19 protein-coding genes are annotated in these 24,132 nt (G+C 32.9%); 12 read left to right on the forward strand and 7 right to left on the reverse strand.

The genetic code is table 11. The features are described from left to right. The first annotated feature begins 32 nt into the window (after window positions 1-32). The 4 genes from GQ40_RS02690 (at window position 33) to GQ40_RS02705 (ending at window position 6,167) form a co-directional block, all read left to right on the forward strand. Window positions 33-584: a helix-turn-helix domain-containing protein gene (locus GQ40_RS02690; protein WP_047545522.1), complete on the forward strand. Its 552-nt coding sequence runs from the start codon at window positions 33-35 to the stop codon at window positions 582-584. Between the two features lie 9 nt (window positions 585-593). Next, entirely contained in the window at window positions 594-1,040 is a 447-nt protein-coding gene (locus tag GQ40_RS02695; protein WP_047545523.1) for a response regulator, read from the forward strand. Between the two features lie 90 nt (window positions 1,041-1,130). Further along, window positions 1,131-2,114: a chemotaxis protein CheB gene (locus GQ40_RS02700; RefSeq protein WP_047545525.1), complete on the forward strand. Its 984-nt coding sequence runs from the start codon at window positions 1,131-1,133 to the stop codon at window positions 2,112-2,114. A gap of 3 nt (window positions 2,115-2,117) precedes the next feature. Beyond that, window positions 2,118-6,167, forward strand: a complete 4,050-nt coding sequence (locus GQ40_RS02705) for a CheR family methyltransferase (protein WP_047545528.1) — start codon at window positions 2,118-2,120, stop codon at window positions 6,165-6,167. Window positions 6,168-6,258: 91 nt separating this feature from the next. Here the strand turns inward: GQ40_RS02705 and GQ40_RS02710 are convergent, their stop codons facing one another. The 4 genes from GQ40_RS02710 to GQ40_RS02725 all read right to left on the reverse strand — a co-directional run bounded on the left by GQ40_RS02710 (window position 6,259) and on the right by GQ40_RS02725 (window position 9,081). After that, complete coding sequence (locus GQ40_RS02710) at window positions 6,259-6,945, reverse strand: HupE/UreJ family protein (protein WP_231565535.1); 687 nt, start codon at window positions 6,943-6,945, stop codon at window positions 6,259-6,261. A 3-nt stretch (window positions 6,946-6,948) separates the two neighbouring features. Then, window positions 6,949-8,142 carry a DUF4198 domain-containing protein gene (locus GQ40_RS02715; RefSeq protein ID WP_047545530.1) on the reverse strand — a complete coding sequence of 398 codons (1,194 nt, stop codon included), beginning with the start codon at window positions 8,140-8,142 and terminating at the stop codon, window positions 6,949-6,951. Between the two features lie 199 nt (window positions 8,143-8,341). Beyond that, window positions 8,342-8,770, reverse strand: coding sequence for an organic hydroperoxide resistance protein (locus GQ40_RS02720; RefSeq protein ID WP_047545532.1), 429 nt, complete (start codon window positions 8,768-8,770; stop codon window positions 8,342-8,344). Window positions 8,771-8,928: 158 nt separating this feature from the next. Next, a complete protein-coding gene (locus tag GQ40_RS02725) occupies window positions 8,929-9,081 on the reverse strand; it encodes a hypothetical protein (protein WP_047545534.1) in 153 nt (50 codons plus the stop codon). 616 nt (window positions 9,082-9,697) lie between these two features. Here GQ40_RS02725 and GQ40_RS02730 point away from each other — a divergent pair. Beyond that, complete coding sequence (locus GQ40_RS02730) at window positions 9,698-11,692, forward strand: endonuclease (protein ID WP_047545536.1); 1,995 nt, start codon at window positions 9,698-9,700, stop codon at window positions 11,690-11,692. A gap of 86 nt (window positions 11,693-11,778) precedes the next feature. On the opposite strand, the gene GQ40_RS17000 is transcribed toward GQ40_RS02730, so the two are convergent. After that, window positions 11,779-13,986: a M56 family metallopeptidase gene (locus tag GQ40_RS17000; RefSeq protein ID WP_052184123.1), complete on the reverse strand. Its 2,208-nt coding sequence runs from the start codon at window positions 13,984-13,986 to the stop codon at window positions 11,779-11,781. 2 nt (window positions 13,987-13,988) lie between these two features. Beyond that, window positions 13,989-14,348 (reverse strand): BlaI/MecI/CopY family transcriptional regulator, encoded by a 360-nt coding sequence (locus tag GQ40_RS02740; RefSeq protein ID WP_047545538.1) that lies wholly within the window; start codon window positions 14,346-14,348, stop codon window positions 13,989-13,991. A 181-nt stretch (window positions 14,349-14,529) separates the two neighbouring features. On the opposite strand from GQ40_RS02740, the gene GQ40_RS02745 reads away from it, so the two are divergent. Beyond that, entirely contained in the window at window positions 14,530-15,474 is a 945-nt protein-coding gene (locus GQ40_RS02745; RefSeq protein ID WP_047545540.1) for a calcium/sodium antiporter, read from the forward strand. 110 nt (window positions 15,475-15,584) lie between these two features. On the opposite strand, the gene GQ40_RS02750 is transcribed toward GQ40_RS02745, so the two are convergent. Further along, window positions 15,585-16,604 carry a glutamine synthetase beta-grasp domain-containing protein gene (locus GQ40_RS02750; protein WP_047545542.1) on the reverse strand — a complete coding sequence of 340 codons (1,020 nt, stop codon included), beginning with the start codon at window positions 16,602-16,604 and terminating at the stop codon, window positions 15,585-15,587. Window positions 16,605-16,797: 193 nt separating this feature from the next. Between GQ40_RS02750 and GQ40_RS02755 the strand changes: the two genes are divergently transcribed. The 6 genes from GQ40_RS02755 to prfA all read left to right on the forward strand — a co-directional run bounded on the left by GQ40_RS02755 (window position 16,798) and on the right by prfA (window position 24,101). Next, a complete protein-coding gene (locus tag GQ40_RS02755; RefSeq protein ID WP_047545544.1) occupies window positions 16,798-18,984 on the forward strand; it encodes a glutamine synthetase III in 2,187 nt (728 codons plus the stop codon). A gap of 321 nt (window positions 18,985-19,305) precedes the next feature. Continuing rightward, entirely contained in the window at window positions 19,306-19,914 is a 609-nt protein-coding gene (locus tag GQ40_RS02760) for a hypothetical protein (protein ID WP_156115503.1), read from the forward strand. Window positions 19,915-20,145: 231 nt separating this feature from the next. Next, window positions 20,146-20,286, forward strand: coding sequence for a hypothetical protein (locus GQ40_RS17535; protein ID WP_156115504.1), 141 nt, complete (start codon window positions 20,146-20,148; stop codon window positions 20,284-20,286). Between the two features lie 186 nt (window positions 20,287-20,472). Continuing rightward, window positions 20,473-21,651 (forward strand): AIR synthase related protein, encoded by a 1,179-nt coding sequence (locus GQ40_RS02765; protein WP_047545548.1) that lies wholly within the window; start codon window positions 20,473-20,475, stop codon window positions 21,649-21,651. Window positions 21,652-21,678: 27 nt separating this feature from the next. Beyond that, a complete protein-coding gene (locus tag GQ40_RS02770) occupies window positions 21,679-22,623 on the forward strand; it encodes a DUF3078 domain-containing protein (RefSeq protein ID WP_047545550.1) in 945 nt (314 codons plus the stop codon). Between the two features lie 401 nt (window positions 22,624-23,024). After that, window positions 23,025-24,101: a peptide chain release factor 1 gene (gene prfA / locus GQ40_RS02780; RefSeq protein ID WP_047545555.1), complete on the forward strand. Its 1,077-nt coding sequence runs from the start codon at window positions 23,025-23,027 to the stop codon at window positions 24,099-24,101. Window positions 24,102-24,132 lie beyond the last annotated feature (31 nt).

The following is a 24,132-nucleotide window of genomic DNA, read 5'->3' on the forward strand; positions in this document are numbered from 1 at the left end:
TTGAAATGATTTGGTTAAGTTGAGTATAGATTATGAGAATACAAGTAAAATTTGACGTGCCTAAAATTTGTAACAGTTTGCTTATAAAAACGTTAAGTGATCTAAATATAAAGTATAAGCTTCATACAATTGGGGAAATTGAAATACTTCAAAGATTAAACGATTCTCAAAAAAAATCTATTTTTGAAGCATTAAATTCAAATCATATTCAGGTCATCAGTGATCAACAATTGGTAATTGTACAACAGGTAAAAGAAATTCTTACAGAAATCGTTCGTATTGAGAATTTTGAAGATGATTTCAAGGTATCTTCATATATCGAGAACAGGCTACCCTATACTTATAGCTACTTAGCTAAAATGTTTTCAGAACATGCCAATATTTCAATAGAAAAGTTCTTAATTCTGAAAAAAATCGATTTCGTTAAAGAATTATTGTTAGAAGGTAATTTGAGTCTTACTGAAATTTCTTATAAATTGAATTACAGCAGTGTTTCGCATCTATCAAAACAATTCAAAAAAACGACAGGGTTTAGCCCATCTGGTTTTATGGATTTGAAAACTAAATTAAACTTAAAAAAATAAATATAATATATGCCTTATAAAGATTTGAGAATTGTTTTAGCAGATGATGACCCAGACGATAGAGCTTTGTTCGAGTTGGCTATAAACCAAATTTCAAAAGATATAGATTTATCGATGTGCAAAAATGGAACAGATCTCATTTCTTACCTAAGGGATGATAAAGAAATACTTCCAGATATTTTGTTTCTAGATTTAAATATGCCTAATAAGGATGGTATTGAATGTTTAATGGAAATAAAAAAAGATCCAGGTCTCAAAGATATGACCGTGGTAATATATTCTACATCCTCATCAGAAAAAGATATTGAAAAAACCTTCTTAGAAGGAGCGAATATTTATTTAAACAAGCCATCAAATTTTAATAATTTGAAAACTTCACTAAAGAGAATACTTACTTTAGATTGGCAATACCAGAATTCAATATTAAATAAAGAAAATTTTCTGTTTAGACTATAGAATGAATTTGATTAGGATTTAATCTTAAATTGCTAATTTTATTGACGCTTAATCACTTATTTTATAATCTCAAAGCAAATATTGTATTACATGGGCGAAAATTTTAGACTTTTTGTAATTGGTGCATCTGCTGGAGGTTATAGGGCAATCAAACAAATTGTTTCCAAAATACCTCTAGGTCTAGACGCAGCGTATATGATAGTACTTCATAGTGCATTTGATTCTTCAAGCTCTTATGCAGAAACACTAGGTAAATTTACTGAACTGGATGTTGTTACTGCAGAGCACAAAATGAAAATTAGATCAAATATGGTAATCATAGCAAAACCAAATTACCATTTATTTATTCACCAAGATAGAGTTCTTCTCTCTAAAGGACCTCGAGAAAATTTATTTAGACCTTCTATAGATGTTCTGTTTCGATCGGCAGCAGTAGCATTTAAAAACAAATGTGTTGGAGTGCTTTTAACAGGAAGGCTTAATGATGGAACAAGTGGTTTAAGCGCAATTCAAAGATGTGGAGGGCTAACCATTATTGAAAATCCAGAGACAGCAGAGTTTAGTAGTATGCCATCTTTCGCAAATCAAACGATAGATGTGGACTATATTGTCAATCTTGAAGATATGGCTGATGTGATCATATCTATTCACAATGAAGAATTACCCATAAAAAAAGAAATCCCATTAAGTATCGTTAAGGAAAACGATATCGCTATGCGAATAAAAAGTCAAATTGAGCTTCAAGAAGAATTGGGTGAACAAGTACCAATAAGCTGTGCTAGCTGTGGCGGTCCGCTTTGGCAAATAAAAGACGCAAAACAAGTGCGCTATCGTTGCCACGTTGGTCATGCATTTACTCAAGAAGCTTTATTGAGAAGTCAAGATTCTGCATTAGAAGAGGCGCTTTGGTTATCTATTAGAACATTGGAAGAAAAGCGTACATTGATGCAAACTATGCTCAATGATTTTGAAAGCAAGAAGATGAAACAATTAGTGAAGTCATACACAAATAAAATTGAAGAAGTATCTGCTCATATTAAAAAAATGAAGTCGGTGTTACAAATAAATGATTAAGTCATGAGCAAAAAGTTAGAGGTTATTAATGACACAGAGTTGTATGTTGTAGGTGTTGGTGCATCTGCAGGAGGATTAGATGCTTTAAGTAAGTTTTTGAAGAATTTCAATGGTATAACTCCAGATCTTTGTATCGTTATTGTCATGCATTTAAGTCCAGATTATAAAAGCCAATTAGCACCAATTCTAGATAAACGCTGCAAATGGCCCGTGGTTTCCGCAGAAAATAATATGGAGCTTGTTAAAGGTAATGTATACGTCACACCACAAAACAAGCAAATTAGAATTCACAATAGTAAATTTGTTTTAGAAGATTTAACATCAGAACACTCCTTTACACCATCCATTGATAATTTTTTTAAATCGTTATCAAAAGATAAAGGTAAAAAAGCTATAGGTATTGTATTGTCTGGTTTTGGTAAAGATGGAGCAGAGGGAATAACTGCGATAAGAGAATTGGGAGGTTTTACAATTGCCCAATTACCAGAGACTGCAGAGCATAGAGATATGCCATCTGCATCAATCAATACTGGTCATGTAATTTTAATCGTACCAGCAGAACAAATGTACGATGACATCGTGCAGTTTATTACAAATACAAAAGCCATAGCCTCTAGTTTGCCAAAAAAAGGATCTATTGATGCCATTTTTGAGCTTTTGGAAAAGCGCTCTGGTACAGATTTCTCTATGTACAAGCCTACAACAATTATGAGGCGAATAAACCATAGAATCACATCGCTACAGTTGGGTACCATGGTAGAATATTATGAGCTAATAAAAGCAAACCCAAGAGAGTTAGATAATCTTTTTGATTCAGTATTGATAGGTGTCACAGAGTTTTTTAGAGATTTAGAGGCTTTTGATTACCTAAGAAAACAGCTCTTCAAAATCCTAAAAGATAAGGAGCCTGGAGATTCTATTAGAATATGGAGTGTGGGTTGTGCTACAGGAGAAGAACCTTATTCCATAGCGATTTTGTTATACGAGTTACTGGGAGCAAAGGTTAACCAATACCATATTCAAATATTTGCGTCAGATATAGATGAGCGTGCTATTAACTTCGGAAGAAAAGGAATCTATAACAAAGATCTATTGGCAAATGTACCTAAAGAGATTACTGCAAAATACTTTGAGAAAAAAGATGAACTGCATTTTGAAGTCAAGAAAGAAATAAAACAGCATCTTTTATTCACAAGGCATGATATCACAACAGATCCTCCTTTTGTAAAATTAGATTTGGTGGTTTGCAGAAATTTATTGATTTATTTTAATAATAACTTACAAAAGCAGACCTTTCAAATCTTTCATTATTCTCTTCGATCTAACGGAATATTGTTTTTAGGTAAATCTGAAAGTGTAAGTGTAGCTGCAGATTTATTTACTGAAATAGGAAAGGGTAAATTATTTAGAAAAGCAGATACATCATTAAATTATCAGCTCAAATTCTCACGTCTTAGAACTAGAAATCAACAACAGAAAAAAGAAGAAAAAAAGAACAATATTCGAAATATGAGTATTGTAGATGTCGCCAAGGAAACCTTATATTATAAATATGATAATCCCTTTGTGATTATAAATGAGAATGGGGAGATTAAAGAAGTACATGGTAGTCTTAGATTGTACTTAGAGATTAGCCAAGGTGCCATGAACGTGAGCATACATAAGATGGTTAATCCAGAGCTGGTAACTGTTGTAAAAGCAGTACTCGCTCAAGTAAAAAAAACAAACGTAACCCACACGAGCCACGTCATTAAATTTGAACTGTATGATCAATTACATTACGTACGTGTAAAAATCACACCCTTGGTTTACAGGATAAGCGAGGTTCAATATTTCATGGTGATTTTTGAAAAAATTGAACCCAGTGAAGGACATTTAGAACTTCAGAAAAAATTAGAGACATCAGATTTTGTTAACCTACGCATCAAGGAATTAGAAGATGAGTTAACATCTACGAAGGAACACCTTCAAATTTTCACAGAAGAACTAGAAGCAACAAACGAAGAATTACAAACCATTAACGAAGAATTACAATCTTCAAATGAAGAGCTAAAATCAAGTAATGAAGAGTTAGAAACCAGTAATGAAGAATTGCAGTCTGCCAATGAGGAACTAAATATTGCAAATCAAGAGTTGAAACTTGCAAATGATTTGCTAATAGAGAAGGAGGAAGAACTTAAAGAAGAAAAGGAGTTAAGCCAGCGTAACGAGTTGATCTATAAAACAATTGCAGAAAATATACCCGATGGAGCGGTAGGTATACTCGATAAAGATTTTAAAGTTGAATATATTGGAGGTCAGGGAGTTGAAATTTTAGAAACAAACAATATGATTGGTCAATATTGGCCAGACTTAAATTCATCAAAAAGAGAAGCAAGACGTATTGAGAAACTTTGTCAAGACACCTTGATCAATGGTTCTGCACAAATTGAAGTGCAATACAATAATAAGTTTTATGATATAAAAGCTGTACGTTTTAAGATGCCATATCTTGACGAGGATAGAATTTTGTATTTGGCGCAAGAGATTACTTCTTTAAGACAAAATCAAGTAATTTTAGAAACTGCAATTAGAGCATCAAACCTAATGGTTTTTGAGTTTAATTTTGAAGAAGATGTATTTTATGCTGATAATTCATTATATGATTTCTTAGAAATTGAACCTAAGAGAACAATAACAAAGCAAATGCTTTTGGATAAAATGCATCCAGATGATTTGAAAATCCGTAAAAAGAGTATGAAAAAAGCTCTAAAAACAGGATTGGTGTATCATGAAGTAAGAATGAAATTAAAAAAGGGGATAAGATATATAAGGGTGACAGGTCAAATTTTATTTGATGAGAACAAAAAACCTTTAAAGGAGTTTGCAACTGCCATAGATATTACTAGTGATAAGGAGCTTTTAGAGAAAGTTAAAGAAAGCGAAAACCGTTTTAGGGCAATTGCCAATGATGCACCTATAAATATTTGGATAACAGATAAAAAAGGACAGTGTGTATTTATAAATAAAAACTGGTTTAATTATACTGGCAGCACATTACAAGATAACCTGGGTAGAGGTTGGCTAAAATATTTACATGAGGACGACAAAAAAACAGCCGAAGAAGCGTATATGAAAGCCCACGAAAAACTAATAACTTTTACTTCTGAATTTAGAGCACTAGCCAAAGATGGGACTTATTCATGGCATCTTAACAAAGGAATACCAATGTTTGATGAAGAGGGAGAATTTAACGGGTTTATAGGATCCTTTACCAATATTGATGAACAGAAAAAGTTTTCTAATGAACTAGAGAAAAACGTACTTGAACGTACCAAGGACATAACAAACGCAAATGAAGAGCTTTTAAAATTAAATATGAATTTAGAGGAATTTGCCTACATGGCAAGCCATGATCTAAAAGAGCCTCTGCGAAAAATAAGAACTTTCAATTCATTAATAATTTCGGAAGATACCGATAGAGAAACGGTATCAAAATATGCCTCTAGAATAGAGCATTCCGCAGAAAGAATGACGAGTTTGATTGATAATATCTTAGAATATTCTAAAGTAGAAGGAGATGCTAATAAATCAGAAAAAGTAAATCTTGACGAAATTTTTGATCAGGTATTTTCAGATTTGAGTATTATGATTGAAGAACAAAATGTTGTCATCAATAAGGACGACTTAGGTACTATTAAAGGCGTGCCGATTAGAATGTACCAACTGTTTTCTAACTTAATCAAGAATTCGGTCAAATTTAATAATAACGAACCAGTTATAGAAATTAGTACCTCTCTGGTAAACGGAAAATTAGTACCAAAAAGGTTTAAGGCAAAAGCTAAAAAGGAATTTAAAAAAATAGAATTTAAAGATAACGGGATAGGCTTGGATATTGATAAAAAGGACTACATATTTAAGCCCTTTAAAAGACTTAATTCATCTAGTGATTACTCTGGTACAGGTATAGGCTTAGCGATTTGTAAACGTATTATGGATCTCCATGGTGGTTTTATTGATGTTGAAAGTGAAAAAGGTAAGGGCGCTTCATTTATACTTTATTTTCCAGTATAACAGTTTAAAGAATAGATATATTAAAAAGAACTCACCTATTGGTGAGTTTTTTTATCATAATTTTTATGATCTGTTTAATAACGATTTAATTTCATATAAAATAATTACCTCCATAATAGGCGTTTATTTGATAGATAAAAAGAATGACTCCTGCTAAAATTAAATAGCTATTAACAGATTTATAAAACGCTTCAAAGCTATTTTGTTTTCTCCATTTATTAATCAAGAAAATAATTGGGATTAAAGCCAGTATTTGTCCTAATTCTACGCCAATGTTAAAGCTAATGATTTTTGCAAAAAATTGATCAGATCCTAATTTAAATGACTGCAACCTAGTTGAGAGACCTAAACCATGAATCAATCCAAAAACAAAAACCATCATCAATAAATTAGGTGACTTCATTTTTAATTTTCGAAAACCTCCTAAATTTTCAAAGCCTTTATAAAGGACGCTTAGTGCAATAATGGCATCTATTAGGTGTTCATTTACTTTAATTCCAATATAGGTAGCGAAAATCAATGTAATGCAATGGCCTATTGTAAATACACTAATGAATTTTGCAATATCTTTTAAGCCAGTTAAATAAAAAATAACTCCAGTTAAAAAAAGCAAATGGTCATAACCAGTAAGCATATGTTTTGCACCAACATAAATGTATGAGAACAAACCTCCATTATTTAAAATTTCCTGGTCACCATCGCTAACACCATGTGCCATTAAGGTCATGGGCAACAGGAGAGTACAAATAAAAATGAATCTAAAATATTTAATATTCAAAATTTATTTTTTGCGGTTAAACATAAAAAACAGTAAACCTATAACCAAAATACTACCGATCCAATAAACATAATTTGGGATGTTTGATTCTTCATGAGTATGAGTATCTTTACTATGGGTATGTCCATCACTATCATGACCGTGTTGTACCTCAAAAGTGAGAGTTGCCCAATTAGATTCGTGCGTAAGGCCAGATTCATTATTTTCTATAAGGTGAATAGTGCGCAAATACCATATTCCATCTGCGGTGAGTTTTACATTTATAATTCCGTTATTATCTGTTCTTAGTTTTGTTCCAGAAGTATGAACGTGAGCCTCAGTTTCTTCTAAAGAAGTATTATTCTTTTTTTCTTCGGAAGAATTACCGTGTGTATGAGAAGAATTTTCATTGCCATGCGAATGTGAATGCGCTTCAGCATCATCTTCATGTGAATGTGATTCTTGCTGTTGCTCATGTGTGTGTGAGTGTGCCTGGGTATTGTTATTAGCGTGTGAATGTGATTCATCACCATGGGTATGTGCTTGCTCATCTACATGTGAATGCGCTTCTTGGTGATCATGAGTATGACCATGTGAAGTTGGTTTAAAATTAGCATAGATCAATTGGTTGCTTAAAGGCGCTCCATCTCTTAACAATAGTACTTGGATAGAATCTCCAGTTTTTGCATCATAGGGATTGCTTTTAGGAACAAACTCTATAGGATAGCCTAATACAGTGCTCCAGTCTTTAGATTTTTTGTCACCTACTTGAAATATAGCCTTCACGTGCTTTGAATATCTTTCAACCGTATTTTGGTCTATGGTGTTATTTTCACGCCTTGACTCTAGCATGTCCAAAACACCATCATGTTCTAAGTAATTGTTAAAGGCATCAGCCTCCATTGCTATTTCTCTTGGTTTTGTAGAAACTCCTGCAACCCAGGTGCCTTCATTTCCAGTTTTAAAATTGAGTATGGTGATGCTATCTTTTTCTGACCAATGATCTTCATCTAATGAAATACGCTCACCACTGCCAATGAGACTAACATCTAACATGCGGTCTCTGTCTATGACATTTTCACTTTTTTCAAATGTGCCATTATACAAGTTTATAATCGCATCCTGGTTAGGCTTTAAAAAGTATGTTTCCATTTTCAGATACATGTCATGACTACATAACAGTATAAAAAGCAGCACAAGAAGTATTTTGTTTTTCATAATAATATTTTAAACTATAAAAATAGAATCTTTAACTTTAAAAATACTTATTTAATTATATTTTTTTGAGAGCTCATTTTGTGTCTTTATTCAAAATTTTTAAAATTTCTTTATGTGGCAAATTAATAGTGAAAAACAAAAAAAGAAACTCGCCAATTGGCGAGTTTCTATAATTTAAGATTTATAATAAAACGAATTTTTACTCGTCCAATAATAAATTTAAGGTTACCGTAATATTATCTCGTGTAGCTTTACTAAAGGGGCAAGCTTCATGTGCTTTCTCAACTAGATCTTCACCAGTTTCTAAATCTACACCAGGAATATAGCAGTCTAAAGTAGCTTCTAAAAAAAAGCCATCGTCATCCTTACAAAAACCTATAGTTGCTGTGACGCTTAATTCTTCATCGTTGATCTCGATACCTTCGTTTTTAGCAACAGATTGGATAGCTCCTCCAAAACAAGCAGCGTAAGCAGCTCCAAAAAATTGTTCAGGATTTGCACCATCTCCACCATCTCCACCCATAGATTTTGGTACAGATAAATTAAAGTCTATTGGGCCATCTTCAGATTTAACATTTCCTTTTCTTCCACCTACCGCAGTAGTGGTTGCTTCATATAAAGTTTTCATTGTTTTACATTTTAAGTGATGTTAAATATACTATCATAAAAATAGTTTATAAAATGATAGGTCTTAAAATTGTCATAAAATCAACAATGTTATCTGTAGAATGTGAAGTTGAGAAATTTTTAGTTTAAGAGATTAAGAAATAATGATGGGATAGCATTCTAATCCAGAGCTCTTGAAGTCACATAAACCCGCCACCCAATAATAGCCAACTGTAGTTTATTGGCTTTGCTAAGGTCTAATTGCTTTTTAGAATAACTTGGTAAAATTAATTTATTCAGTTTGGCTAGTACCTTAAATAATTTTTTTTTCATACACCAAAGTTTTGTTAAACTAACTGTAGTGTAAAATTAGTATTTTTTTGTGTAAGAACTTAATTTTTAAAATGATGTAAAACTTATTCTAGACTAAGTTCTACAGTCATGTTTTTTGCTGAATTTTAATAAACCGAGAATATGATATCGATTATTAGTTTTACAAGTGTTGCCATGATTTTTGGTTTTAAAGGTTAATAATTGATTGTATTTTATTGATTGAGTTTTCAATATATAACCTTGAATATCTATTCACCAAACGTTTTTAATGAAATCTATGAATTTGAATATAAATCTATAACTTATTTAATAGATTCGATTTCAGTAATGATGTGACCGACTTTGTAGGAGTTTCATTTTATAACTAAAACTAAAATTATTGTTTATGATTGTAATAATTCTAGGGTGTTTTTATGTGCTATTTTTTTTACCAAGGGGCTTCGCGTTCAAAAAACAATAAAATTTTAAGGTTTTGTCTTTTTTCTATTTGTCATTTTTTGAAATTTCAGAATAGAAAACCATTTCAAACGATAAGCATATACTGTTAAAATTGATCAATTTTTCGACCATAATTAATTAGAGCATTCTGTTATTATTACATTTGTAAAAAAAGTTTATGAAAAAAATAGTACTCTTTAGTATAGCACTATATCTCACCCAATTTTCTTTTGGACAAATCGTAATCAATGAATTGGATTGTGATTCTCCGGGAGCAGAAAACATGGAGTTTTTAGAAATCCTATCAGATACTCCAAACTTTCCTTTAGATGGTTATGTCGTGGTGTTCTTTAATGGATCTGCATCTGGAAACAATTCAAGTTATTTTACAGTAGATCTTGATGGGTATGTTACAGATATAAATGGTTTATTGCTCATTGGGAGTAATGGTGTAAGCCCTGTGCCTCAATTTTTAATTGCAGAAAATGTGATTCAAAATGGACCTGATGCTGTGGCAATTTATGAAGGTGATGATTTTGATTTCCCAGAAGAAACTGTGGCAACCATAGAAAATCTAGTTGATGTTTTGCTGTACGATACGTCAGATGCAGATGACGAGGATATGATCGCTATATTTAGTCAGGATCCAAGATTTACAGATATTCAGCAAATTAACGAAGGACCGGGAAATAACCCAAATTCCATTCAAAGATTTGTTGATATGGATGGCAACGTAACGTACACATCAACTACACCAACGCCAAGACAGCTCAATGATGGCAGTGGAGTAGTGCTCAATGGGATTGCCATCTCAATCGCACAAGATCAATATGACGAATTTGACTCTTTTGATATCACGTTTACTTCGGAAATGCCTGTTTCCGAAGCACTAAATTTTAATATTTTATTAGACAATAACGGTTTTGATACATCAGATTTTACTGGCAACACGTCAATAACAATCCCAATCAACCAAACTACAGCAACTACGACGATTACTTTAATAGATGATGCGGAAGATGAAGGTGATGAGGTCGCAAGAATACGTTTTGAAAGTTTACCTGCGGAATATCTTGCACTAAACAATAATTTGAGAATTAGAATTGTGGACAACGATTTTACAATGGCAAATTTTGGTACACCTCTTAATCCTACCTTCGGAAATGTTACCAGCACTCAACCAAATGGCTACTATAATTCACTTGATGGATTGGCAGATGATGATTTGCGCCAAGCGTTGCAGGATATTATTGCAGATCCAACAATTGTGAGAGCACAAACCTATGCCGATGTTTTGGATATTTTGGTCGAGGCAGATCAAAACCCATTAAACAGTAATGAAGTTTGGTTGTTGTATACTGAAATTGGTCGTGCCAAATTAGATGTGCAAACAGGATCTAATAATTTTGAAAAATGGAATAGAGAGCACACTTACCCAAGATCTCGAGGTGGATTTTTTGATATCGAAGAAGATGAGGTTGCAGATGGTAGAGATATTTTCTGGACCACAAAAGCAGATTCACTTCGTCATGGCAATTCAGATGCTCACGCACTACGCAGTGCAGATGCCATAGAAAATAGCACTCGTAATAACAAACATTATGGCGATCCAGCTTTAGGAGGTTATAATGGGCCAACTGGAACGGCTGGAAGTTTTTATGGTGACGTAGCAAGAAGCGTATTATATATGGAAATTAGATACAACGGTCTCGCAGTTGTAAATGGTTATCCAGAAAACGGACCAGGAGAATTGGGAGATTTGGCAACGTTGTTGGATTGGCATAGAAACGATCCTCCAGATGATTTTGAAATGAACCGAAATAATGTCGTTTACACGTGGCAGTTTAATAGAAACCCATTTATTGACCAGCCAGATTTGGTAGAATATATTTGGGGAACCAATGTTGGTGATATTTGGGATCAAGAATTGAGCGTTGCGCAATTTAATCAAAATCAAGTTTGGGTGTATCCAAACCCAACAACAAACAAAATCACGATTAAGGGATTAAATACTAATGCAGATTTGCAAGTGTTCTCAATAGAGGGGAAGCTATTGAAATCGGTTGATTATAGTGTTGAAAGTTCCATAAATTTAAACCTCCCAAGCGGAATATATCTTTTAACTATTTCTTCGGAAGGTAAGAAAACAACAAAAAAACTTGTGGTCAATTAAATATAATACCGATTAAACAGAAAATATGAAACCCTTCAGAAATTAAAATTTGAAGGGTTTTATATTTAAATCAAAGAGTTGAAAATTTAATTTCCAATAGCTCTCACAAAAAGAGAATTATCTTTAGATTTCCCCATCACAATATCAGGAATGGCTTGTTCTTTTTCTTTCCAACTGGCAGAAGAAGTTCTACCATCATTATCATCTAAAGAGATTTTTATACTTGTGATTTCTCCAGCTTTGTTACGTTTGACTTTTGAGAATTTAGCTTCGATGCCATGTTTTTTTATAGCTTTCACTTGTTGTTCTAAAAAAGCATCTGTAGAGGTTTTGGAAATTACCCACTCAGCAGACATTTCTCCATTATTATCTATAAATGCAACCGAACTTACCTTGATTTCGTAACCCTCTTTTTTTGATTTTTTATATTCTGCTTCTCGCTCTTCAATATTAGCTTTCCATGATGTAGTAGTTATAATAATAACTCCATTTTTTCCTTTTTCTCCATATATTTTTTTGGCGTTTTCATCTTTTATGATATCCATTCTTTTAATATCATTTGGGTTTATAAGTTGAAACTCCTTCTGGGAAATTATTTTTTCGTCGAGTATATACAACGGTTGGTCTTTTAAGGGTTTGTTTGAAATAAAATCATAAGTGACATTGTCTTTTTTATCTATAGAATATTTTTTATGCGTTATTGAGTCTGAAATCTCATAAGTCTCCACTTCAAAAACTTCTCCAATAACCCAAGGATTTTTAGACTTTGTTTCCATTACAATAACTCCATTATTCCCTTTTTTACCATAGGCTTCTAAAGCAGATTTTCCTTTTAAGACGTTAATAGATTTGATATTATCTGAGTCTACATCTTCAAAAACTGACTTCTCAACTATTTTTCCATCAACAATAAATAATGGCTCATCAGTCTTAGTGATATACGAATATGTTTTACCATTTTCCGAAGCATTTATAGTTGTTTTAGTGCCATCTTTGCTTGTCCAAGTTTGGTTTTTAGCATTTTTGTTCAAATAAAGAGTGTCTGTTTCTATAACTTCTTCTATGATATAAGAACTTGAGCTTCCTGTAGATTGTACTTTAGTTTTTCCATTTTCGGTCGTATAGATTTTTGGAGTTCTATCTGTAAAATGTCCAACTATAAATGAGCTTTCATTACTTTTAAAAATGAATGGTTCAATGGCTTTATCTGAATCGGCATTGTACGTTCCAGAATTTCCATTGTACTCAAATTCGGTTTTAATAGCTGTAATTTCTCCGTTTTTGTTGCGTTTAATACCCGAGTAATTAAAAGTGACCCTCTTATTGCTGAGCTTTGTTTTGATTTTAACCAAGTCATCATCACTCATGTCGTTCGTGAATATTTGCTCAATATTTTCGGTTTGCAATAGGAGAGGTGTGATGATGTCTTCGGAAGGAATTTTAACATAAACCTCTTCAGTATTAAAACTCATCATAAATAGCGCAAGGGCAGGAAGCACTAAAATGAATTTGATTTGATTCAATTTCTTGGATTTTGATTTGTGTAACATAACGATTCGTTTTTTGATTAATGATGTGTAAAAATTATTTGTGATTACCAATTGATGTTTTGGGATACTTGTTTTTAATAATACGGTTTGATAGCTTTTCTCACATACTGAAATGTGCTGTGCTCGCTCATCTGCAATAAATTCTAGATTTTGCTGTAATCCTTTTTTGTATAACCAAACAAAAGGGTTGAACCATAATAAAACGCATGCTATTTGAGAAACAATTGTATCAATTGAATGCCATTGTTGTGCATGAACTTTCTCGTGGTTTATAATATGAGTGAGCTCTTCTTTTGTGAATTGATCGGGATTATAGACTATGCGGTTAAAAAATGAAAATGGCGCATTGTTTTTGGTAGTCTCTATGAGTATAAACTTACCTGGGTTTTTGGTGTTGGTTGCACTTAAAAGCTTCCGAAGTGATAAAAATTCTAAGATTAATTTTCCGAAGAAAAATAGAAGTCCGCTAAAATAAATCCAAATCATTAGTTGCATGTAATCAAATGGTTCTTCAATAATTTGTGGACTATTTAAGGTGTCATAACTTATGGTGTAACTATTTGTATTGGATACAGTGTACTCAATGTAAACAGGAATTGTAACCAACGGAATGACACAAGCTATGATCAATCCCAATAATAAAAACCAACGATTGGCTTGAAAAAAAGTCTCTTTATGCAAAAATAATTGATAGCATGCGTAAAAAATAAAGAGAACTGCCGATGCTTTTAAGAGATAGTCCATAATTAGGCTTTATTTTCTATTAGTTTTATAATCTCTTTGAGTTCGTCAACGCTTATTTTTTCTTCTTTTGCAAAAAAGGAGACTACGTTTTTGTAAGAGTTGTTGAAGTAGTTTTCAATAGCGGTATTCATAAAACGCTTTTTGTAAGCCTCTTTACTAACAATTGGAAAATATTGGTGCGTCTTACCATAAGCATTATAGCTCACATAACCTTTGTCTTCCAGGTTTCTAATAATTGTTGATAGGGTGTTATAATGTGGTTTATCGGTTTCAATCTCTGCAAGAACGTCTTTAACAAAAGCTTTTTCCAGCTTCCATAGAATGTGCATGATTTCTTCTTCTTTATTGGTTAGTTTTTGCATAAATCGTTTTTTTAATTTGCCTTAACCAAACATATAACTATTTTTATAGTTATACAACTGTTTATTTAGTTATTTAACTAAAATTTAAGTTTGAGATGTTTTTACATTGTTTATTTGGTATTATGTTATCTTCGTGAAATAAAATAAATAACTTTATAAAAAAGCATAATAAAAAAGATTTATGAGTATAGTTTGGATCATTTTGGGACTGTTATTATTAGTGGTGGGAGGTGAGTTTTTGGTGCGTTCTTCCGTCGCGTTATCATTTAAATTGAATATTTCCAAAATGGTCATAGGTATGACCGTTGTAAGTTTTGCAACGTCTGCTCCAGAATTATTGGTGAGTCTAAATGCTGCATTAACAGGGTCTCCAGCAATTGCCTTAAACAATGTAATAGGTTCTAACATCGCTAATATAGGTTTGGTTTTGGGGATAACCGCATTGGTAAGTTCCATTGCAGTAGACAAGTCATTTTATAAATTGAATTGGCCAGTAATGATGATATTCTCTCTAGCTCTTTACTATTTTCTATGGAATGATAATCAACTCAGTGGCATAGAAGGTGCTGTGTTATTTATAGGTCTCATCGTTTTTTTAATAGTACTCATTAGATCTGCAAAAAAAGATGTTGTTGTAGAAGAGGTTGATGAGAGTTTAGCTGTCGTATCAAATGTCAAAATTATAATTTGGCTTCTTATTGGAGCAGCTGCGCTCTATTTTGGATCGGTTTGGTTGGTTGATGGCGCAAAGGAATTAGCGACTACATTGGGTGTAAGTGATGCGGTTATCGCAGCTACTGTAATTGCAATTGGGACGAGCGTTCCAGAATTGGCAGCCTCTGTGATTGCAGCTTTAAAAAAGGAAAAAGCATTATCGCTTGGTAACTTAATAGGATCAAACATTTTTAATATTGCTTCTGTTTTAGGATTGACATCTATTATAAAAACAATCCCTGTTACGGACGCCTCTATTTTAGATAAAGATATATTTTGGATGTTAGCTTTTGCAGCAATATTGATTCCCTTGATTTTAATTCCGAAGAAAATGAACATATCCAGATACAAAGGGCTGATATTGGTGATAGCCTATGGTGCTTTTATTTTCTTGGCCTTTAAAGGAGCCTAGAGATATTCGTTTTTTCTGCGGAAATGCGCAGTCTATAAATTTTCCGAAGAAAAAAAGCACCTTCTCAAATCAATGAAAAGGTGCTTTAATAACAATTTAAAAAATATATTTTAACTAATATTAGCAGATTTTACAGTCTTGATAATACGACCTGCAATTTTGTATGGATCACCATTAGATGCTGGACGACGATCTTCTAACCATCCTTTCCAACCTTTCTCTACAGTGATAATCGGGATACGAATAGAAGCACCACGATCTGAAACCCCATAACTAAAGTCATTGATAGATGCGGTTTCGTGATCTCCTGTTAAACGTTGATCGTTAAACTCTCCATAAACAGCAATATGCTCTTTTACGACTGGTCTAAATGCTTCACAAATTCTTTCATAGGTTTCTTTACTTCCGCAAGTTCTTAAAACACTGTTAGAGAAATTAGCGTGCATACCAGATCCATTCCAATCCATGTCTTTTCCAAGTGGCTTAGGATGGTATTCAATATAGTACCCGTACTGTTCTGTTAAACGGTCCAATAAATAGCGTGCAATCCAAATTTCATCTCCAGCCTTTCTTGCGCCTTTTGCAAATAATTGAAATTCCCATTGTCCAGAAGCAACCTCTTGGTTGATCCCTTCAAAATTTAAACCAGCATCAATACAAAGGTCTGCATGTTCTTCAACTAAACCTCGTCCGTGAGTGTTCTTTCCACCAACTGAGCAATAATAAAGACCTTGAGGAGCAGGATATCCACCAATAGGGAACCCTAAAGGTAATTGAGTGGCTCTATCCATAATAAAATATTCTTGCTCAAATCCAAACCAGAAATCTTCATCCTCATCCTCGATAGTAGCTCTTCCATTAGAAATGTGAGGCGTACCATCTGCATTTAAAACTTCAGTCATTACTAAATATCCATCTCTCCTTGCTGGATCTGGATAAATTGCAACAGGCTTTAATAAACAATCAGAAGATCCTCCTGAAGCTTGTTTTGTAGAAGATCCATCAAAAGACCAAATAGGGCAGTCCTCTAATTTTCCACTAAAGTCGTTTTCCACTTTAGTTTTACTTCTCATATTTTGTGTTGGGAAATAGCCATCCAACCAAATATATTCTAATTTAGATTTACTCATGTGCTGTTGTGAATTTTAAAATATTTTAAAATGCAAATATTAGTCATTTTATGAATATGTCAAAAAAAATAGGGCAATTTTAAATAAAATGTTATTAACAATTATTAATACCCTATTTTTTTAAGGGTAAATTCTTCGGAAAATTTAAAATTCATTAAATTTACCCTATAAAACTGATAAAACAATAATTCATATGTCAACATTAAGATTTCACGCACTAAAAAGAGTATTTAAAAATAAACCTGTTCATATTGAAGAAAACGTAAGGCGATCTGAAATCTTCGGAGCCAACGTTTTCAGCGAAGCTTCAATGAGACAGTACTTAACCAAAGAAGCTTATGAAAGCGTCATGGACGCCATAAGCAATGGGTCAAAAATTGATAGAACCGTCGCAGATCATATTTCTACAGGTATGAAAGAATGGGCTATCAATAAAGGTGCAACCCATTATACGCATTGGTTTCAACCATTAACAGGTGCAACAGCAGAAAAACATGACGCCTTTTTTGAAACTATTGGTAATGGTTTAGCAATTGAGAAATTTGGTGGCGGACAATTAGTCCAACAAGAGCCAGATGCATCAAGTTTTCCAAATGGAGGCATAAGAAATACTTTTGAGGCACGAGGGTATACTGCATGGGACCCAACATCTCCAGCTTTTATCTACGGAACCACATTATGTATTCCAACGGTGTTCGTAGCTTATACTGGAGAGGCTTTAGATTATAAGACTCCATTGTTGCGTGCTTTGCAATCGGTTGATTCTGCAGCAGTAGCTGTTTGTAAATATTTTGATAAAAATGTAAAAAAGGTAAATGCCTCATTAGGTTGGGAGCAGGAATACTTTTTAATAGACAGTGGTTTGGCAATGTCCAGACCAGACATCGTACAAACAGGTAGAACCTTACTGGGACATTCTCCAGCTAAAGGTCAACAGTTAGATGATCATTACTTTGGTACAATTCCCAATCGTGCTATGGCTTACATGCGCGATTTAGAAACGGAGTGCATGTTATTGGGTATTCCGGTAAAAACAAGGCACAATGAAGTGGCTCCAAATCAATTTGAATTAGCGCCAATATTTGAAGAAGCCAATCTAGCGGTAGATCATAATTCATTATTAATGGATGTGATGGATAAGATAGCTGCTCGTCACAATTTTAAAGTATTGTTTCACGAAAAGCCATTTGCAGGAGTTAATGGATCTGGAAAACATAACAATTGGAGTTTAAGTACTAATACTGGTATCAACTTATTAAGTCCAGGGAAGACGCCAATGAGTAACCTTCAGTTTTTGACATTTTTTATAAATACAATTAAAGCGGTTCACGAAAATGAAGAATTGTTGAGAGCAGCAATAGCATCGGCAAGTAATGATCATCGTTTGGGAGCAAATGAAGCTCCTCCTGCAATTATTTCAGTATTTATTGGAGCGCAATTAACAAAAGTTCTAGAAGAATTGGAAAATGTTACAGATGGTAAGTTATCTCCTCAAGAAAAAACAGATTTAAAATTGAATGTTGTTGGTAAAATACCAGATGTGTTACTCGATAATACCGATAGAAACCGTACATCACCATTCGCATTTACAGGTAATAAGTTTGAATTTAGAGCTGTGGGCTCGACAGCAAATTGCGCCAATCCAATGACTGTTCTTAATGCGATAGTTGCAAAACAACTTATCGATTTTAGAGTAGAAGTAGAAAAGTTGATCGATAAAAAATCAATGAAAAAAGATGATGCTATTTTTAATGTATTGAGAGAATACATCAAATCGTCAAAAAAGATTCTTTTTGAAGGGAATGGCTACGGAGAAGCTTGGGAAAAGGAAGCAAAAAAGCGTGGTTTAAGTAATAATAAAACCACACCAGAAGCATTAAAAGCCAAAATATCCAAAAAAGCAATTTCTCTTTTTGAAGATTTGGGTATAATGAATAAAATAGAAACCGAAGCACGTTATGAAATTGAAATTGAGGAGTATACTTTAAGAATACAAATAGAAGGTAGAGTATTAGGTGATATAGCAAGAAATCACGTTGTGCCAACTGCGGTTCGCTATCAAAACATTTTGATTAAAAATGTTAAAGGGCTCAAGGAGATTTATGGAGACTCATTTAAAAAGTTCGCTAAAGAACAGCTTATTCTTATTGAAGATATTTCTAATCATATTGAAGGTATCAACTCTAATGTAACTAAAATGACAGATGAGCGGAAAAAAGCAAATAGCATCTCAGATTTAGACAAGAAAGCAGATGCGTATTGTAATAAGGTGAAACCATTATTTGAAGATATACGTTATCACTGTGACAAGTTAGAATTATTGGTAGATGATGAGTTATGGCCACTAACAAAATATCGTGAACTTTTATTTACAAACTAGTTGTTCTAATCGATAGAATGGTCATTTGACTATAATTTTAAACAGCTAAACGAATATTTTCATATAATTTTAGAATGTAGTTATTTGTTTACTAATTTAAAATTCTCTTTAGCTATAGTTTTATCAGTTAATACGAAGCTAAAGAGGATTTTAAGTTATTATCCCTCTTAATTGATAATCCCTTGTAACAAATGTAATTAATGCTTGTATTCATTTTATGAGCCAAACATTGTGATTATGAAAATGACTATTTTTAAAAATAGATTGGTTTTTAGCTTTCTATTTTTTTGTTCCATAATTTCTTTTGCTCAACAGGGATTGATGGACATTGGAGAAAAGTCTGCATCAGATTCTCTTTGGAATAGTTCGATTAGATTAAAGAACGCTATTTCTATATCAGGAGGCAGTACATTAATGAACAATGATATTGGTGCTCCAGATTTTGAAAATTTCATAGAACTAAAATTCAAACGATTTATAGCACCAAGCATTGCTATAAGTGGTAACATCAAAAAATTCGATATTAAAAATTATGATTTTAAAGACAATGGTTTTTTGTCTGGAGACCTAAATTTAGAATGGATTTTACTGCCAAGAAATAATTTCAGTCCAATTTTTTATGCTGGACCAGGATTATTGATATCTAATGATTTTGAAGATAAAAATTATAAAGTACAGGGAGGTCTTGGTTTTGACTTCATGGTAAATTCATGTGTTAGTATTGTAGGTGCCTTAGGGGTAAACTATGTTTATAATGAACAAAAGGGGTCTCAACTTCTTCAAAGCATGAATAGCCTATATTATAATGCTACCATTGGTGTTCAATTTTACTTCGGAAAAAGATTCCTTTCAAAGTCTCGCTCAAGAAATAAAAAATTAAATAAAAACGATGCAACGATAATTCAGTCAAACACTATTAATAATAAATAATTATTGAGATATTTACAATCAAAAATTATCTTATACAGCACGCTAAACTACTGATACAGCACATAAAACGATTTTTGTAAAACCATAATCTACGTAGAATTACGTACATTTCCTTATCAAAAACGTATTTCAACGCATTAATACATCAACTAATCGAAAATATAGTTAAACCTTCTCCATCACTAATGTAATTGATTAAATTTGTAGTGCTATTAATCAATTTTTGACATAATGAAAAAATTACTATTAAGTGTTGCTGCGCTTATGTTTGCGACACTGTTATTCTCACAGGATGACTCTAATGAAGTTAATGAAAATTTAACTCAAGAAGACGTTGTAAAAACCGAAGTTAATTTTCACGTAGAATCTTAATAGATTCTAAGAGATAATCGCATAAAAATAATAGACGTTTTTTTTACAATCGTCAACATAAAAAAAGACAAATAATTTTAATTAAAAATTATTTGTCTTTTTTGTTTTTATAATTCATTGTTTTCAAAATAAAATAGACCCAAATTGTAATTAACAATTCTTATTTTTGTGGTTCAATATAAACAAATGAGCCAAGATATTAGTAAACGCTATGCACAAAGAGGTGTATCTGCATCAAAAGAAGATGTTCACAATGCTATAAAACATATTGATAAAGGACTGTTCCCTAAAGCATTTTGTAAAATCGTTCCAGATTATTTAACAAATAACGACGATTATTGCCTCATTATGCATGCAGATGGAGCAGGTACTAAAAGCGCATTGGCCTATATGTATTGGAAAGAAACTGGAGATATTTCAGTTTGGAAGGGTATTGCACAAGACGCATTAATCATGAATATTGATGATTTATTGTGTGTTGGTGCTACAGATAATATCATGCTATCCTCGACAATCGGTCGCAATAAAAATTTGATTCCTGGTGAAGTCATTTCAGCAATTATAAACGGAACCGAAGACCTTATTAAAGATCTCAAGTCTTTTGGAGTTACCATACATTCTACAGGAGGCGAAACAGCAGATGTGGGCGATATAGTTCGAACCATCATTGTGGATTCTACTGTAACCGCTCGTATGAAACGCAGTGATGTTATAGATAATGCGAATATAAAAAGTGGTGACGTTATTGTTGGTTTAGAAAGTTTTGGACAAGCAACGTATGAAACTGAGTATAATGGTGGTATGGGAAGTAACGGTCTCACATCTGCACGTCATGACGTTTTTTATAACGAATTGGCAACCAGATATCCCGAAAGTTTTGATGCCTCTGTCCCTAAAGACTTAGTCTACTCTGGTCAAATTAAATTAACAGACAAAGTAGAAAATTCACCATTAGACGCAGGTAAATTGGTGTTATCACCAACCAGAACCTACGCACCAATCATAAAAGAAATCCTTTTTCGTTTTTCTTCGCAAAACTTACATGGCATGGTCCATTGTTCTGGTGGAGCACAAACTAAAATTCTTCATTTTATAGAGAATCTTCATATTATAAAAGATAATATGTTTGAAATTCCACCGTTATTCAAGTTAATACAAGAACAATCCAAAACCGATTGGAAAGAAATGTATCAAGTATTCAATTGTGGTCATCGTATGGAGTTATATGTCACTCCAGACATTGCAGATGAGATTATTAAAATTTCAAAATCTTTTAATGTTAATGCCAAGATTATTGGTCGCGTTACATCTTCCGAAGAAAAAAAATTAACCATAAAAAGTCCATACGGTACTTTTGAATATTAGATAATTTTCCAAATTAAATTTATTAAAATGATAAGGATCGCATGTCTCCTACTAGCGCTTTCAGTTCAATTTTTAAACGCTCAAACGGACTCTGTTTCTGCAGAAAAGGCAGACTATAAGTGGATTCAAACCAATAAAGCAGGTCTAGATATTAGCGAAGTTACATTTGTAAATTGGAATGCAGGTGGGAGTAATTCCATTTCTGCACTGCTAAATGTGCGATCAGAATTAAATTACGATGATAGTTATTATAAATGGAAAAACTCTGCACAGTTACGCTACGGAGTTAACAAACAAGAAGCGCAAAGACTTAGAAAAACGGAAGACGAATTAGAGTTGATTTCTACTATAGGTTATAGAGAAGATACTTTAACGAATTGGTACTTTTCGGGACGTTTTAATTTCAAAACACAACTTTCAAATGGGTATAATTATCCCAATCGAGATAATCCCATTTCGAGATTAATGGCTCCGGGATATATGTTTTTGGGAGGAGGAACAGAGTATGGCAAAAATTTAGATAAATTCTCATTGTATTTTTCGCCATTGACCTTTAAGGCAACCTTTGTTCTAGATGAAGATTTATCAAATGCAGGTAGTTTTGGAGTGGAACCAGCGATTTTTGATGAGGAAGGAAATATGATAAGTGAAGGTGAGCGTGTAAGGGTGGAGATGGGGATTTTATTTACAAATTTCTATGAAGCTATTGTATTTGAGAATATTAGTGTCAAACATCAATTGAGCCTTTATACAGATTATCTGGATAATTTTGGTAATATAGATGTAGATTGGGAAATCATATTTGATTTTAAAGTTAATCAATATGTAAAGGCTACATTAGGGTCTCATATAAGATATGACGATAATATAAAAACATTGGTTGCTACAGATGTTGAAGATGAATTTGAAGAAAGAGGAGCAAAAGTACAATGGAAACAATTACTGGGAGTTGGTGTGGTTATAGATTTTTAATCTAAATAAATCCTTTGACCAATAATATAAAAGCGGTAGTAAATAAACTATCAAAAAGGAAAATTGTAAAAAAGAACCTTAAATTAGAAACACCTCTAATTTTGTGAAACTGCAGTCGCTGCCTGACCTTGCGGTCGCTTACCATAAACCAAAGTACAAAAATCAAAAATAATTTTGTAGAAATTACAACTATAAGTTCTGGTCGAATTACTGTTATCGTTAGTGTAACAATAAATGACCATGAAGCCATGGGTTTATAATAGTTGAGTATAGATGAAACTTGCTTTCGCATAGAGGGATAACGCTCATTGTATAAAGAATATTTTCATAGACTAACAATTTAATCACTATAACAAATCCATAATTTATCGTATTTTTGAATCACAATTTTTAAAAAATAGATGTTAGAGAAATTACAAATAGTAAAACAGCGTTTTGATGAGGTGAGTGATTTAATCATTCAGCCAGATATAATAACAGACCAAAAACGTTATGTAGCCTTAAATAAAGAATATAAAGATTTGCGCTTACTTATGGATAAACGTGAGGCTTATATTGAATTAACAGAAAATTTAAAAGAGGCGGAAGAGATAATTTCAGATGGTAGTGATCCCGAAATGGTTGAGATGGCAAAAATGCAATATGATGAAGCCAAAGAAGGAATTCCGAAGTTAGAAGATGATATCCGTTTTTTATTGATACCGAAAGATCCTGAAGATTCCAAAAACGCAGTAGTAGAATTGCGAGCGGGAACTGGAGGAGACGAGGCAAGTATTTTTGCAGGAGATTTGTACAGAATGTACACCAAATATTGCGAAAGCAAAGGCTGGAAAGTAGATACAGTTGATTATAGCGAAGGAACCAATGGAGGTTTTAAGGAAATTCAATTTGAAGTTTCAGGTGATGATGTTTATGGGACTTTAAAATTTGAAGCTGGAGTGCATCGCGTTCAACGTGTCCCACAAACAGAGACTCAAGGTCGAGTGCACACAAGTGCTGCAACGTGCATGGTTTTTCCAGAAGCTGAAGAATTTGATATAGAAGTAGATCCAAAAGATGTTCGTGTAGATTTTTTCTGTTCTTCCGGTCCAGGTGGTCAATCTGTGAATACAACATATTCCGCAGTAAGATTAACGCATGAGCCAACAGGATTGGTCGCACAATGTCAAGACCAAAAATCACAACATAAAAATAAAGAGAAAGCTTTTAAGGTATTACGTTCGAGATTATACGAAATGGAATTAGCTAAAAAGAATGAAGAAGACGCTGCAAAACGAGGCTCTATGGTGAGCTCTGGAGATAGAAGCGCGAAGATTAGAACTTACAATTATTCACAAGGTCGTGTAACCGATCATAGAATTGGATTAACACTTTACGACTTACAAAATATAATGAATGGTGACATTCAAAAAATACTTGACGAACTTATGCTAGCTGAAAATACTGAGAAGTTAAAAGCAAGTGACGAGCATATATAAACCAATAAATAAATTACTAACCAACCTAACT

The organism is Psychroserpens sp. Hel_I_66 (assembly GCF_000799465.1).
In the GTDB taxonomy this organism is placed as follows: domain Bacteria; phylum Bacteroidota; class Bacteroidia; order Flavobacteriales; family Flavobacteriaceae; genus Psychroserpens.

What these genes read in the sequence shown, in the direction of transcription:
- GQ40_RS02765 (WP_047545548.1), top strand. Translation starts at nt 20,473, where the DNA reads ATGAGCCAAGATATTAGTAAACGCTATGCACAAAGAGGTGTATCTGCA.
- GQ40_RS02750 (WP_047545542.1), bottom strand. Translation starts at nt 16,604, where the DNA reads ATGAGTAAATCTAAATTAGAATATATTTGGTTGGATGGCTATTTCCCA.
- GQ40_RS17535 (WP_156115504.1), top strand. Translation starts at nt 20,146, where the DNA reads ATGAAAAAATTACTATTAAGTGTTGCTGCGCTTATGTTTGCGACACTG.
- GQ40_RS02700 (WP_047545525.1), top strand. Translation starts at nt 1,131, where the DNA reads ATGGGCGAAAATTTTAGACTTTTTGTAATTGGTGCATCTGCTGGAGGT.
- GQ40_RS02770 (WP_047545550.1), top strand. Translation starts at nt 21,679, where the DNA reads ATGATAAGGATCGCATGTCTCCTACTAGCGCTTTCAGTTCAATTTTTA.
- GQ40_RS02740 (WP_047545538.1), bottom strand. Translation starts at nt 14,348, where the DNA reads ATGCAAAAACTAACCAATAAAGAAGAAGAAATCATGCACATTCTATGG.
- GQ40_RS02690 (WP_047545522.1), top strand. Translation starts at nt 33, where the DNA reads ATGAGAATACAAGTAAAATTTGACGTGCCTAAAATTTGTAACAGTTTG.
- GQ40_RS02720 (WP_047545532.1), bottom strand. Translation starts at nt 8,770, where the DNA reads ATGAAAACTTTATATGAAGCAACCACTACTGCGGTAGGTGGAAGAAAA.
- GQ40_RS02745 (WP_047545540.1), top strand. Translation starts at nt 14,530, where the DNA reads ATGAGTATAGTTTGGATCATTTTGGGACTGTTATTATTAGTGGTGGGA.
- GQ40_RS17000 (WP_052184123.1), bottom strand. Translation starts at nt 13,986, where the DNA reads ATGGACTATCTCTTAAAAGCATCGGCAGTTCTCTTTATTTTTTACGCA.
- GQ40_RS02695 (WP_047545523.1), top strand. Translation starts at nt 594, where the DNA reads ATGCCTTATAAAGATTTGAGAATTGTTTTAGCAGATGATGACCCAGAC.
- prfA (WP_047545555.1), top strand. Translation starts at nt 23,025, where the DNA reads ATGTTAGAGAAATTACAAATAGTAAAACAGCGTTTTGATGAGGTGAGT.
- GQ40_RS02725 (WP_047545534.1), bottom strand. Translation starts at nt 9,081, where the DNA reads ATGAAAAAAAAATTATTTAAGGTACTAGCCAAACTGAATAAATTAATT.
- GQ40_RS02705 (WP_047545528.1), top strand. Translation starts at nt 2,118, where the DNA reads ATGAGCAAAAAGTTAGAGGTTATTAATGACACAGAGTTGTATGTTGTA.
- GQ40_RS02730 (WP_047545536.1), top strand. Translation starts at nt 9,698, where the DNA reads ATGAAAAAAATAGTACTCTTTAGTATAGCACTATATCTCACCCAATTT.
- GQ40_RS02755 (WP_047545544.1), top strand. Translation starts at nt 16,798, where the DNA reads ATGTCAACATTAAGATTTCACGCACTAAAAAGAGTATTTAAAAATAAA.
- GQ40_RS02760 (WP_156115503.1), top strand. Translation starts at nt 19,306, where the DNA reads ATGGACATTGGAGAAAAGTCTGCATCAGATTCTCTTTGGAATAGTTCG.
- GQ40_RS02715 (WP_047545530.1), bottom strand. Translation starts at nt 8,142, where the DNA reads ATGAAAAACAAAATACTTCTTGTGCTGCTTTTTATACTGTTATGTAGT.